Origin of the sequence: Luteibacter flocculans (assembly GCF_023612255.1) — a bacterium.
Lineage (GTDB): Bacteria > Pseudomonadota > Gammaproteobacteria > Xanthomonadales > Rhodanobacteraceae > Luteibacter > Luteibacter flocculans.
Genome location: NZ_CP063231.1, coordinates 1,383,194 through 1,395,273 on the forward strand (window position 1 = coordinate 1,383,194; position 12,080 = coordinate 1,395,273).

Consider the following 12,080-nt stretch of genomic DNA (forward strand, 5'->3'; position numbering starts at 1 on the left):
GGCGCCCATGCTTCATGTGCTGCTGCCCGGGCGCGAGAAGCTTGCCTCGGTGCCGTCGTTCGCCGCCTGGGTCGCGCGTGGCACTGCCTTGCCCGCCGCTGTGCCCGGTTACCTCGGTGCGTTGGCCGAACATTTTCGCTGGCCCGAGGGACCCTTGCCGGTCGCTGCGCTGATTCGCCAGTCGGTGGCCGGCGATGCGGAAGGCGCGCTCTGGCTTTGCGCAGACCCCGCCTGGATACAGGCGGAACTGAATGGTGCGCGCCTCCTGGCCTGCGGCAATCTTGTGCTCGATGGCAACGATGCGAAGGCACTCGTCGATGCGCTGGCGGAGACGTTCGACGCCGAAGGCATGCAGCTGCACATCGGTGATGCGGCGCACTGGCAAGTTCGCTTGCCGAGCTATGCCGAAGTGCCCGCATTCCCCGAGCCCGAAGACGCCCTGGGTGCCGACTTCTTTACGCAGTTGCCGCAAGGCGACGCCGGCCGCCGATGGCGTGCCTTGCTCAACGAAGCGCAGGTCGTATTGCACAACCATCCGGTCAATCGTCATCGCACGCGGCAGGGTCTACCGCCGGTGAACAGCGTCTGGCTATGGGGTGCGGGCACGCTGCCCGCGTGGGTGGAGACGGGCCTCAACCGCGTCTACAGCGATGACCTCGTGGCCTGGGCGCTCGCCCATCGTGCCAACGTGGACGTGCAGGCGCGTTCGCAATTCGCGAGCCTCGATTCGGCCAACGCCGCCTGCGAACTGCTCGATCTTCAGGACATCCAGCCGGATGCTTTCGAACGTACGTGGTGGCCCGCCATCGAAGCGCGCCTGCTGGCCGGTGCGGATATCCGCCTGGCCTTCGCCGATGGGCAGCGCGTGAGCCTGCACCGCCGCCACCGTCTTCGCTTCTGGCGCAAGGCATGACGGCGAAGGTGTGGCGCCAGCGCATCGTGACAACGGCGCCGAGCGGCTGGCCTGCGCACGTGCATCCGGTCATCCAACGCATCTACGCCGCGCGTGGCGTCTGCACGCCTGAAGACGCGGAACACCGTCTCGCACGCCTGTTGCCGCCACACCTGCTCGGCGGCATGGAGCGGGCTGTCGCGCTGCTCATGCGCGCGATCGAAGCGGACCAGCGCATCGTCATCGCAGGCGACTACGACTGCGACGGTGCCACGGGCACGGCGGTGGCGGAGCGCGGTCTGCGTCTGCTCGGCGCACGCCATGTCAGCCACGTGGTGCCAAACCGTTTCGTGCACGGCTATGGGCTCAGCGAGGCATTAGTGGCGTCGCTGGAGCCCACGCCCGATCTCATCGTTACCGTCGATAACGGGGTGGCGAGCGTGGCCGGTGTCGCGGCGGCGCGTGCACGTGGCATCGCAGTGCTCGTCACGGACCATCATCTGCCGGGCGACACGCTGCCGGATGCCGACGCGATCGTGAATCCGAACCTTGCCGACGACGGCTTCCCGAGCAAGGCGCTGGCCGGTGTCGGCGTGATGTTCTATCTGTTGCTCGGCCTGCGCGCGGCATTGCGCAGCGCGGGGCGTTTTCCACAGGGCGAACCGGATCTCGGCGCGCTGCTGGATCTCGTCGCGCTCGGTACGGTCGCCGATCTGGTGCCGCTCGATTTCAACAACCGAGTGCTGGTGGAAGCGGGCCTGAAGCGCATGCGCGCAGGCAAGGCCTGCGCGGGCATCACCGCGCTCATCGAGGCGAGTGGTCGCTCGCTGGCGACCGTCGGTGCCACGGATCTCGCTTTTGCCGTCGGCCCGCGCCTCAACGCAGCGGGGCGTCTCGAAGACATGTCGCTCGGCGTGGCGTGCCTGCTTACCGACGACCAAGGCATCGCACGGCGTTATGCGGAGCAGTTGTCGGCGATCAACCAGGAACGCCGCGACATGCAGGCGGGCATGGTGGAGGAAGCCGAGACCATGGTGGCGCGTGCCGCGCATGTGGATGCCGTCGGCGTTGCCTTGTTCGATCCGGGCTGGCATGCGGGTGTCGTTGGCCTCGTCGCCTCCAAGCTCAAGGAAAAATTGCATCGGCCGGTCGTGGCGTTCGCGCCTGCGGGAGACGACAGCGACGAGCTGCGCGGCTCGGCGCGTTCGATCTCGGGCTTCCACATCCGCGATGCGTTCGCGGAGATCGACGCGAAGCATCCGGGCCTGATCCTGCGCTTCGGCGGTCATGCCATGGCAGCGGGGCTCAGCCTTCGTGCCAGTGACATCGAGCGTTTCGCGGCGGCGTTCGACGCGGTGGCGCGGCGACATCTCGATGAGGAACGCCTGCAGGCGCTCGTCCATACCGATGGCGAACTCGACTACCGCGACCACACGCTCGATCTCGCGCGACAGTTACGTCATGCGGGACCGTGGGGGCAGGCGTTTCCGCCTCCGCTGTTCGAGGCGCGGGTCGAGTGCGCCTCATGGAAGCCGATGGGCAGTCGTCATCTGCGCTTGCAACTGCGCCATACGCAAGGCGGTGCGCCGCTGGATGCCGTGATGTTCAACTGCTACGACGGTACGCCGCCGCCGACGCGCATGCGCGTGGCGTATGAACTCTCCGTCAACGACTGGCAAGGCCGGGAGAGCCTGCGACTGTTGCTCACGCACATGGAAGCGAGCGCGTGATCGCTCGTGCCGGCCGCGCGACGTCCCTCGGGGCGATCCTCATCGCGCTGCTTTCCGCGCTGTTCTTCACCCTGACCTACGTGCTCAATCGCGCCGTCGTGAGTGGCGGCGGTCATTGGCAGTGGGCAGTGATTCTGCGTTACCTCATCACCTTGCCCTTGCTGGCCGCGGTACTGCCATTTCAGGGCGGTACGGGCGCCTTGCCGCGGGAGTTGCGTGCATATCCGCGCACCTGGCTGCTGTGGAGCAGCGTGGGTTTCGTGCTGTTCGGCGTGCCGCTGACCTGGGCGGCGAGCAGCGGACCGTCATGGCTGGTCGCCGGCAGCTTCCAGATGACCGTGCTCGCGGGGCCGTTGATGGCGCCCTTCATCTACCGCGACGAGCGGGCACGCTGGCACGTGGCGCCGCTGGCTATCGGCACGCTGATCGTCATGGGCGTGATGATGTTGCAGTTCGGCCACGCACACGGCGCACTCGATGCGTCGGCCTGGCTGGCCGTGGGCGCCGTCGTGTTCGCCGCCTTCGCCTATCCGCTCGGCAACCGAAAGATTCTCCTGCATCTGGAGCGCACCGGCACCCAGCTCGGGGCCGTGCAACGGGTGTTCGGCATGACGCTGGCGAGTTGGCCGCTGTGGTGGATCCTCGCCGCCATCACGTGGTTCACGGTGGGCGCGCCGACCTTGACCGAGGTGCTGCTAGCTGGCGGCGTGGCTCTCTCATCCGGCGTGATCGCCACGGTGCTGTTCTTCCATGCGACGGAGCGGGTAGGGCGCCGGCCCACGGCGCTGGCCGCCGTGGAGGCGATGCAGGCAGCCGAACTGCTATTCGCCACCGTCATTGGCGCCGTGTTCCTGCACGAGGCGGTCCCCGGGCCCCTGGACTCCACAGGTGCCGTCGTCATTGTCATGGGCATCGTGCTGTTTGCCCGGGCCAGCGGGCGCGAAGCCGTGGTCGACGATGCGTCCGCCGATCGAGGTGCTTGACGCGCCGGGGCGCCGACTGGCGTAGGCTGGCCGAAGTCTCGCTGGAGGTGTCATGAAAACCCTCGTTCTCGCCCTGCTGTTCGGACTGCCCCTCGCCGCATCCGCGACACCGCCGCCCGGCACGCACCGGGAGCCCGCTCCCGCGCCCGATCCGATGCAGCACTTTTCGTGGCGCGACGACGCGGCCGGCTACACCTTCGTCGCTCCGCCGCGCTGGGCGGGCAAGGTGCGCGCCATACCGCTGGCATCGGCCGACCTGGCCGCGTCCGGCGCGCTCAGCGGTGTGCGCTTCGTCGCCGGCAATCGCACGCTGCTGGTGCTGCTCACCACCGACGAGACGCGGGCCAAGGCGTTGACCGCCACCGGCGCCACCGAGCTGTCGCGACACGATGGACATGTCGTGGCGTTCAAGGCGGCGTCGCAGACCGGCAGCCTCGCGCTCACCGCTGTCGAGCTGGCTGCAGCGGTGCAATGGGACGGTGGTGCGGCAGGCAGCGTTGCCAGGTAGCGGCACCGGGCCGCCACGTGGCGCAACACTCGGGCGTTAGCCCTCGCGGACGCGGATGAGCCCTTCCTGCGCCGTGGAGGCCACGAGGACGCCGTCGCGGGTGTAGATCATGCCGCGCGCCAGGCCGCGCGCGCCCTGCGAGGTGGGGCTGTCGAAGGAGTAGAGCAGCCACTCGTCGATACGGAACGGGCGATGGAACCACAGCGCATGGTCGAGGCTCGCCATCTGCATGTTGCGGGTCAGATAGGAAATGCCATGCGGCAGTGTGGCCGTGCCGATCAGGTGGAAGTCGGAGGCATACGCCAACAGCGCCTGATGCAACGACAGCGTGTCGGCGATCGGTGCGGTGAGGCGGAACCAGATGTGCTGGTACGGCGGTCGCTTTGCCGGGCGCAGTTCGTCGCGCGGCCACACGTGGCGGAATTCGAACGGGCCGTCGATGCCGAGCCAGCGCTGCGTCTTCTCCGGCAACCGACCGAGCTGTTCGGCTGACATCGCGGGCATGGGCTCCACGTCTTCCGGTGCCGGCACCTCGGGCATCGACATCTGGTGTTCGTAGCCCGCTTCGGGTTCCTGGAACGAGATGGAGCCGTTGAGGATCGGCTGCCCGTGCTGGATCGCGACCACGCGGCGAGACGAGAACGAACCACCGTCGCGCGTGCGCTCCACGCTGTAGACAATCGGTGCGTTGATGTCGCCGGCACGCAGGAAATACGCATGCAGCGAGTGCGCCTCGCGGCTCGGGTCGACGGTGCGCTGCGCAGCAGAAAGGGCCTGGCCGAGCACCTGGCCGCCGAAGACGAAACGGGTGCCGATATCGCGACTCTGGCCTCGGAACAGGTTGTCTTCGAGGCGTTCGAGTTCGAGCAGTTCGACGAGTTCGCCGACGTGGTTGTCCGACATGGGTGTCCCTGGCATGAGAGGTGCGCGAAGCTGCCAGTATAACGGGGCTAGGTGCCGAGCCTGCCGAGCCGAGACGGGTCGTAGGCGCGCGCCCAAGGGAATTGCGGACCCGGATCGCGCTTTCGCGGCACCTCGTTTTCCGGATCGTCGCTGGCCGGCACGGTGGCGGTGTCCAGGTCTTCGTGCCCGGCGATGTGGCGCAGCGACGGAAAGCGTTCGACGAGATGATCGAGCAGCGCTCGCAGCGCATCGATCTGTTTCTCGGGATAGGGCTCGGTCATCGTCTGCCGTGCCGAATGGAACCAGTCCGGGTAGCGGCCCGTATTCACCAGTTCGATGCCGATCGAGCGAGGGTTGTAGCCGCGGGTATGGTGGGCGACGCGCAGCGGGTCCACGTAGCAGAGGACCGAGCCGTCGCGATCGATGTAGTAATGGCCGCTGTTACCCGCACCGGAGTCGTAGAGCACGCGCTCGCCGTACTCGCGTGCCATGGCGAGGTCGGGCAGCTCGGTGCAGTGGATCACCACGAGGTCGATGTTGCCGGGCTGCCGTTCCGGCAGCAGGGTCTCGTACGGCAGGGGGGCATGAAGGATGTCGATCATGCCGCTTTGATAACATAGCCGGTCATTCCGCGTACGGAGACCGCCATGCGCGGCCACATCATCCTTTCCCATGGGTCCGATTCCGGCCCCGACGCCACCAAGGTGAGCGCGCTGGCGGCCGTGGCCGAATCGCTTGGCTGGCGCACCTCCCGTCCGGACTATCGCGAGGACGACGCGCACGGCCATGCCGGCTGCATCGATCCGCGGCTGGTGCGGCTGGCCGCCGAGATCGCCGCATCGCCGGCACCGCCGGTGCTGGTCGGGTCCAGCATGGGCGCGTTCGTGTCCGGGCTCGCATCGCTCGATGCGCCGGTCGCCGGTCTGTTCCTGTTGGCCTTGCCGGCGCGCATTCCCGGCTATCCCCGTGCCTTCGCCGCACGCCCCGGGGTGCCGTCGTTCCTCGTCCATGGCTATGCCGACGACGTGTGCCCCCTGGACGAGGCGCTGAACGTCGCTCGCCATCACGCGATGCCGGCCCTGCTGGTCGAGGACGACCACCGTCTGTCGGCCAGTCTTCCCGACATCGAAGCCGAGTTCCGTCGTTTCCTGGGCCGATTCGCATGACCGCTTTCTTCGCCACCTGTCCCAAAGGCCTGGAATACCTGCTCAAGGACGAACTGATCGCGATCGGCGCGGAAGACGTACGCGAGGCGCTGGCCGGCGTGTCGTTCGCGGGCACGATCGAAACCGCCTATCGCGCCTGCCTTTGGTCGCGCATGGCCAGCCGCGTGCTGCTGCCGCTCGCCGAGTTCGACGCCGCCGACCCGGAGGCTCTGTATGCGGGCGTGCAGGACATCGACTGGGCCGAGCATCTTGCGCCGCACGGCACGCTCGCAGTGGACGCCAACACCGCGCTGAGCAAGCTCACCCACAGCCAGTTCATCGCGCTCAAGACCAAGGACGCGATCGTGGACCAGTTCCGCGCGGCGAGCGGCGCGCGTCCCGATGTCGATCCCGAGGAGCCGGACGTTCGCGTGAACGTGCGCGTCCGGCGCGATCGCGCCACGCTGTCGATCGATCTGTCCGGTTCGCCGCTGCACCGCCGTGGCTGGCGCGAGCAGCAGGGCGAGGCGCCGCTCAAGGAAAACCTCGCGGCGGCCATGCTGGTGCGCGCGCAGTGGCCGCGTATCTACGCGGAGGGTGGGGCGCTGGTGGACCCGATGTGCGGCTCGGGCACGCTGTTGATCGAAGGCGCGCTCATGGCGGCCGACGTCGCGCCCGGCCTGCGCCGCGATTACTACGGGTTTCTCGGATGGTTGAAGCACGACTACGCGCTGTGGCGCAGCATCTACGACGAGGCGAAGGCACGGGCCGATGAAGGCTTGCGTGCGCTCCGCCCCGTGTTCTTCGGCAGCGACTCGGACCCGCACATGGTGCAGACGGCCAAGCGCAACGCGCAGAGCGCGGGCGTAGCCGGTTTCATGCATCTGGACCGCCGCGATGCGGTGCATGCGGAGCCGCCGCCGGAGACGCCGCTCGGCCTCGTCATCACCAACCCGCCGTACGGCGAACGTCTGGGCGACCGCGCCGAGTTGCCGCAGCTCTATCGCGATCTGGGCCAGGCGCTGAAGGATCGTTTCGCAGGATGGCGTGCCGCCGTGTTGGCGGGCGACGAGGAACTCGGGCGGGCGCTTCGCCTCAGCCCCGACAAGCGTTACGCGCTCTACAACGGCGCTCTGGAAACGCCGTTGCTGACCTTCGCCCTGCGCGCACGGGACGAGGCGCCACGCGAAGCCAAGCCGCTCTCCGCGGGCGCGCAGATGCTGAAGAACCGGCTGGAGAAAAACATCCGCCATCTGCGCAAGCGTCTGGTGCGCGAAGGGATCACCTGCTGGCGCGCCTACGACCAGGATCTGCCCGAGTACGCCGCGGCGATCGACGTCTACGAAGACTGGCTGCACGTGCAGGAATACAAGGCGCCGCAGGACGTACCGGTCGACGTGGCGCGGTCGCGCATGCGGGAGATCGTGCGCGTTGCGGGCGAGGTGCTGGGCGTGCCGCGCGAGCGCATCGCCGTCAAGACGCGCGAGCGCGGCAAGGGCGGCTCCAAGTACGGCCAGTTCGACCAGAAGGGGGAGTTCGTCGAGGTGCATGAGGGTGGCCTGACCTTCCTCATCAACCCCACCGATTACCTCGATACCGGTTTGTTCCTCGATCACCGGCTGGTACGCGCGCGCATTCGCGAGCTGGCCGCCGGCAAGCATTTCCTGAACCTGTTCGCTTACACCGGAACGGCCAGCGTCTATGCCGCCGCGGGTGACGCGCGGGATACGACCACCGTCGATCTGTCAGGTACCTATCTCGATTGGGCGTCGCGGAACCTGGCCCTGAACGGCTTTACGGGTAACCGCCATCGCCTGGTTCAGGAAGACGCCTTCACCTTCCTGCGCAGCCGATCGATGCAGTACGGGCTCATCTACGTCGATCCGCCGACTTTCTCGAACTCCAAGAAGGCGGACGACTTCGACGTCCAGCGCGATCACGCGGCGTTGCTGCTCCTGTGTGCCGAGCGTTTGCTACCGGACGGCGTGATCGTGTTCTCCAACAACTACCGCCGTTTCCAGCTTGATCGCGAGGCGCTGGAACCCCACTTTGCCATCGAAGACTGGAGCGCTGCGAGCATCCCGTTCGACTTCGCCAGGCGCCACGATATCCACGGCTGCTGGCTGCTTCGGAAGCCGTTCGTGAATCCGTGGAAAACGTGAAAGCGGGGTGCAGAAAACTTCAGTTCGGATTCAGTGCCGGAGCGCGAATCTGCGCTCAACACCCGGAGGTAACTGTCATGAAAGGTAAGTTCGTCAAGTCGTCTCTCGCCCTCGCTGCTGCGGGTCTGATGGCTTTCGCGCCGAGCGCCTTCGCCCACGGACCGGGATACTGGGGCGGCGGCTATCGCGGCGGTTACGGGTACCACGGCGGCTACTACGGCGGTTATCGCGGCGGTTACTACCACGGTGGCGGCCACTACGATCATGCAGGCCGTTGGATCGCTGGCGCGATCGTCGCTGGCGCGGTGGTCGGCCTCGTTGCCAATGCCACAGCGCCCCGCACGGTGGTGTACGACGACCGTCCGGTGTACTACAGCCGTCCGGCCACGGTGGTCTACGAAGACGCCCCGGTCGTCACGCGCCGCGTCACCACGACGACCACCTACGTGGACGATGGCTACGGCACGCGTTACGTCCGCGACGACGGTTATTGATCCATCCGTCGGCTCCCTGACAAAAAAGCCCGGCTCACGAGTCGGGCTTTTTTTCGTTGCGTACTACCGGGAAGATCGCGGTTTTTTCCGGTAACGGAGCGCAGCGCTGCGGTCTGAGCCTGTTCGGCTCTCCCGACACGCGACCTCAGTCATCGCGGGAGTCTTCGGTGTCTCCCCTCGAGGCGAGTTCCGCACAAGAGAGCGGCCGAAGGCCATTAGATGCACCGGCCGCGCCAGCGGCCTTCCTTGTCGAACGCGGAGGACCTGTCTGAAGCAGCGAGGGGGGACACCGAAGGCTCTGGCCTCACCGTCCAAATATGTCTGGCGTTTGTTCTTGTGAACCGATCCGGCAGGCGCGTCACGCCTGCCGTGGGTACGACGAAGATCAGTGCACCATGCCGTTGGGCTCGGCGCCCGATCCGCTGCGCTTGGCCTTCTTCTTGAGGTGGTCGAACGTTTTCTCGTCGATCTTTTCCACCGACTGGATCTGGCACGGCGGATCGTCTCGGCGAACGATCTGCTCGTTGATGCCGCCGCAAATGCGCATGCCTCCGACAGCCTTGTCGCTTTCCGAGGCGCGGAAGTGGACGCCGCCGCCCAGGTCCATGCGTGGGCAGGCGACCGTGGTCTTCACGAGGAAGCGGTTGGGTCCGTTGCGCACCGTAAGCGTCCGGTCGTCGATGACGTTCCATTCGTTGATCTGGTCCGTACGCAGGCAGTCGGCATACGGGAGTTCCTGGCGCGCCTGGGGGCGTGCGTCCTGCGCCTGCACGGCGCAGGTGACCAGCAGAGAGGCGGCAAGCAGGTAGCGGACGTTCATGGCGCGATCCTCCTAAAGGGGAGCTCAACGTTAAGCCCGAACGGGCCGGCAGGCGAGAGTGCATGCGGCCCGGGTGCACTGGCCGTTAAGGTGGCGGCAGGCTCCGCTCACGTCGGTTGAACGCTTTCTCGGGCATCGTTTCGCACTGACGGCGGCATCCGCCAGCCTCTTCGGAACTCGCGCATGACCGTCCGCCCGCTCGGCATTCCCGACCCATCGCCTGCCGGCGCCGGCCCCATCCAACGTTTCCTGCACGTACGCCACCGTACGGCCGAGCTGGCTTCGCGCCTGCGCCCGGAAGATGCCCTGGTGCAGTCGATGCCGGATGCGAGCCCCACCAAGTGGCATCTCGCGCACACGACATGGTTCTTCGAGCGTTTCGTGCTGATGCGCGACGAGGCCTATGTGCCCGCGAACCCGGAATGGCATTACCTGTTCAATTCGTATTACCAGTCGCTTGGCGAGATGCATGCCCGTCCGCGGCGCGGCATGCTCACGCGACCGAGTCTGGACGAGGTGCTGACCTACCGGCGCCGGGTCGACGACGCGGTGGCCGAACGTCTCGCACAGGGCGACGACGACGCCTTGCCGTCACTGGTCGAGCTGGGTATCCAGCACGAGCAGCAACACCAGGAACTCATTCTCACCGACATCAAGCACGCGTTTGCGCAGAACCCGCTGGAACCGGTCTATGCGGTCGATGCACCGCGCGCATTGTCGGTGGCAGCGCCACCGCTCGCGTACGTGCCGTTCGACGAAGGTGTGGTCGAGATCGGTCATGTCGGTGGCGAATTCGCATTCGACAACGAGGGGCCTCGTCATCGTACCTATCGACAGGCGGGTTCCCTCGCCAATCGTCCGGTGACGAATGCGGAATACATGGCGTTCGTTCGCGATGGCGGTTACCGCGATCCCATGCTGTGGCTTTCCGACGGATGGGCCACCGTGCAGGCCGAACGATGGCAACGGCCCTTGTATTGGGACGAAGCCCTCGAAACCGAATTCACCTTGCAAGGCCGCCGCGCGATCGATCCGCATGCGCCGGTCTGCCATATCAGCTATTTCGAAGCCGATGCGTTCGCGCGCTGGGCCGGTGCGCGTCTTCCCACCGAAACGGAATGGGAAAACGATGGCGGTCGACTTGCCCGTGCGCGGGAACCTTCAGGACGCGGGCATGTTCCAACCGCGTGCCACGTCGTTCGAGACGTTGTTCGGACAGATGTATGGCGACGTTTGGGAATGGACGATGAGTCCCTATGTCAGTTATCCGGGCTTTCGTCCGTTGGACGGAGCACTTGGCGAATACAACGGCAAATTCATGAACGGACAGTGGGTGCTTCGCGGCGGCTCTTGTGCCACGCCCGACGACCACATCCGTGCGACCTACCGCAACTTCTTTCCTCCCCATGCCCGCTGGCAGTTCACGGGGATACGACTGGGAAACGATCGATGAGCGCTCAACCGAAAGACATCCGTGTCGACGACCGTCATCCGGATATCGAAGACACCCTCGACACCGTGCGTCGCGGCCTCGCTGCCAAGCCGAAGAAGCTGCCCTCGCGGCTGTTCTACGACGAGCGCGGCTCGGCCCTGTTCGAAGCGATCTGCGAGCAGCCGGAGTATTACCTGACGCGTGTCGAGATCGCGCTCATGCAGGAGCATGCCGCGGATATGGCACGCACCCTCGGACCGGACGTGCGCTTGGTGGAATACGGCAGCGGCAGCGGCATCAAGACCGGCGTATTGCTGGAACATCTGGAAACGCCCGCAGCCTATGTGCCCGTCGAGATCTCGCGCACGGCGCTATTGGACAGCGTGGCCGAACTCGCCTCGCGTTTTCCAAACATTCCCATGCAGCCGGTGTGTGCGGACTTTACCCAGCCGCTGCGGCTGCCTGTCGCCATGCGTCCGCCGCGTCGCACGGTGATCTATTTCCCGGGTTCGACCATCGGCAACTTCGAGGCGAAGGAAGCGATCCGGATCCTTCGCCAGATGCGCACGGAAATGAGCGACGGCGGCGGCATTCTCGTGGGCGTGGATTTGAAGAAAGATTCCGCGATCATCGAGGCCGCTTACAACGATGCAGCGGGCGTCACCCGCGATTTTACGCTGAACATGTTGGTACGGCTCAACCGCGAACTGGGTGCGGACTTCGACCTCGACGCGTTCCAGCATCGTGCTCGTTACAACGCCATGGCGGGTCGCATCGAGACGGACCTGGTGAGTACCAAGCGGCAGGACGTGCACGTGGGCAGCGATACCTTCGCGTTCCGCGAAGGCGAAGCCATGCATGTCGAATACAGCTGCAAGTATTCGCTGGACGACTTCGCGCAGATGGCCGCCAAGGCGGGTCTGTCGGTCGCCAAGGTGTGGATGGACGACGAACGCCGCTTCAGCGTGCAGTATCTGGTGCGCTCGAGCCCGGTGGCCTGAGCGCCACCAC

The 12,080-nt window shown here is 66.3% G+C and carries 11 protein-coding genes and 2 pseudogenes; 10 read left to right on the forward strand and 3 right to left on the reverse strand.

Annotated features, from left to right (window positions below):
* Positions 1–7 precede the first annotated feature (7 nt).
* Genes IM816_RS06090 through IM816_RS06105 form a run of 4 tightly spaced genes read left to right on the forward strand, consistent with a single transcriptional unit; the run spans position 8 to position 4,113 of the window.
* Positions 8–913: a phosphoglycerate mutase gene (locus IM816_RS06090; RefSeq protein WP_250340184.1), complete on the forward strand. Its 906-nt coding sequence runs from the start codon at positions 8–10 to the stop codon at positions 911–913.
* The gene (gene recJ, locus IM816_RS06095; protein ID WP_250340185.1) at positions 910–2,622 is read left to right on the forward strand and encodes a single-stranded-DNA-specific exonuclease RecJ; all 1,713 of its coding nucleotides are present in this window, start codon (positions 910–912) and stop codon (positions 2,620–2,622) included. The genes IM816_RS06090 and recJ overlap by 4 nt, the downstream gene beginning before the upstream one ends.
* Positions 2,619–3,605 carry a multidrug resistance efflux transporter family protein gene (locus IM816_RS06100; protein WP_250340186.1) on the forward strand — a complete coding sequence of 329 codons (987 nt, stop codon included), beginning with the start codon at positions 2,619–2,621 and terminating at the stop codon, positions 3,603–3,605. The genes recJ and IM816_RS06100 overlap by 4 nt, the downstream gene beginning before the upstream one ends.
* Before the next feature lie 52 nt (positions 3,606–3,657).
* Entirely contained in the window at positions 3,658–4,113 is a 456-nt protein-coding gene (locus IM816_RS06105; protein WP_250340187.1) for a hypothetical protein, read from the forward strand.
* 36 nt (positions 4,114–4,149) lie between these two features.
* Here IM816_RS06105 and IM816_RS06110 read toward each other — a convergent pair whose 3' ends face one another.
* Together IM816_RS06110 and IM816_RS06115 are read right to left on the reverse strand one after the other, a co-directional pair.
* On the reverse strand, positions 4,150–5,016 hold the full coding sequence (locus tag IM816_RS06110; RefSeq protein ID WP_250340188.1) for an acyl-CoA thioesterase: 867 nt from the start codon (positions 5,014–5,016) through the stop codon (positions 4,150–4,152).
* Between the two features lie 47 nt (positions 5,017–5,063).
* Positions 5,064–5,618, reverse strand: a complete 555-nt coding sequence (locus tag IM816_RS06115; RefSeq protein WP_072323098.1) for an N-acetylmuramoyl-L-alanine amidase — start codon at positions 5,616–5,618, stop codon at positions 5,064–5,066.
* Positions 5,619–5,663: 45 nt separating this feature from the next.
* On the opposite strand from IM816_RS06115, the gene IM816_RS06120 reads away from it, so the two are divergent.
* The 3 genes from IM816_RS06120 to IM816_RS06130 all read left to right on the forward strand — a co-directional run bounded on the left by IM816_RS06120 (position 5,664) and on the right by IM816_RS06130 (position 8,817).
* Positions 5,664–6,182, forward strand: a complete 519-nt coding sequence (locus IM816_RS06120; RefSeq protein WP_250340189.1) for an alpha/beta hydrolase — start codon at positions 5,664–5,666, stop codon at positions 6,180–6,182.
* Entirely contained in the window at positions 6,179–8,323 is a 2,145-nt protein-coding gene (rlmKL, locus tag IM816_RS06125) for a bifunctional 23S rRNA (guanine(2069)-N(7))-methyltransferase RlmK/23S rRNA (guanine(2445)-N(2))-methyltransferase RlmL (RefSeq protein WP_250340190.1), read from the forward strand. The genes IM816_RS06120 and rlmKL overlap by 4 nt, the downstream gene beginning before the upstream one ends.
* A 77-nt stretch (positions 8,324–8,400) precedes the next feature.
* A complete protein-coding gene (locus tag IM816_RS06130; protein WP_072323101.1) occupies positions 8,401–8,817 on the forward strand; it encodes a hypothetical protein in 417 nt (138 codons plus the stop codon).
* A 385-nt stretch (positions 8,818–9,202) separates the two neighbouring features.
* Here IM816_RS06130 and IM816_RS06135 read toward each other — a convergent pair whose 3' ends face one another.
* Complete coding sequence (locus tag IM816_RS06135) at positions 9,203–9,637, reverse strand: DUF6491 family protein (protein WP_250340191.1); 435 nt, start codon at positions 9,635–9,637, stop codon at positions 9,203–9,205.
* 183 nt (positions 9,638–9,820) lie between these two features.
* Between IM816_RS06135 and IM816_RS06140 the strand changes: the two are divergent.
* The 3 genes and pseudogenes from IM816_RS06140 to egtD all read left to right on the forward strand — a co-directional run.
* A pseudogene (locus IM816_RS06140) lies at positions 9,821–10,708 on the forward strand (DinB family protein); the annotation flags it as partial.
* 175 nt (positions 10,709–10,883) lie between these two features.
* Entirely contained in the window at positions 10,884–11,090 is a 207-nt protein-coding gene (locus tag IM816_RS18845) for a hypothetical protein (protein WP_425602632.1), read from the forward strand.
* A gap of 71 nt (positions 11,091–11,161) precedes the next feature.
* Positions 11,162–12,070, forward strand: a pseudogene (egtD, locus tag IM816_RS06145) (L-histidine N(alpha)-methyltransferase); the annotation flags it as partial.
* Positions 12,071–12,080 lie beyond the last annotated feature (10 nt).

Excerpts from the sequence above, each read along its gene's own strand:
- rlmKL (WP_250340190.1), top strand. The coding sequence starts at position 6,179 with ATGACCGCTTTCTTCGCCACCTGTCCCAAAGGCCTGGAATACCTGCTC.
- IM816_RS06135 (WP_250340191.1), bottom strand. The coding sequence starts at position 9,637 with ATGAACGTCCGCTACCTGCTTGCCGCCTCTCTGCTGGTCACCTGCGCC.
- IM816_RS06115 (WP_072323098.1), bottom strand. The coding sequence starts at position 5,618 with ATGATCGACATCCTTCATGCCCCCCTGCCGTACGAGACCCTGCTGCCG.
- IM816_RS06120 (WP_250340189.1), top strand. The coding sequence starts at position 5,664 with ATGCGCGGCCACATCATCCTTTCCCATGGGTCCGATTCCGGCCCCGAC.
- IM816_RS06105 (WP_250340187.1), top strand. The coding sequence starts at position 3,658 with ATGAAAACCCTCGTTCTCGCCCTGCTGTTCGGACTGCCCCTCGCCGCA.
- IM816_RS06130 (WP_072323101.1), top strand. The coding sequence starts at position 8,401 with ATGAAAGGTAAGTTCGTCAAGTCGTCTCTCGCCCTCGCTGCTGCGGGT.
- recJ (WP_250340185.1), top strand. The coding sequence starts at position 910 with ATGACGGCGAAGGTGTGGCGCCAGCGCATCGTGACAACGGCGCCGAGC.
- IM816_RS18845 (WP_425602632.1), top strand. The coding sequence starts at position 10,884 with ATGAGTCCCTATGTCAGTTATCCGGGCTTTCGTCCGTTGGACGGAGCA.
- IM816_RS06110 (WP_250340188.1), bottom strand. The coding sequence starts at position 5,016 with ATGTCGGACAACCACGTCGGCGAACTCGTCGAACTGCTCGAACTCGAA.
- IM816_RS06090 (WP_250340184.1), top strand. The coding sequence starts at position 8 with ATGCTTCATGTGCTGCTGCCCGGGCGCGAGAAGCTTGCCTCGGTGCCG.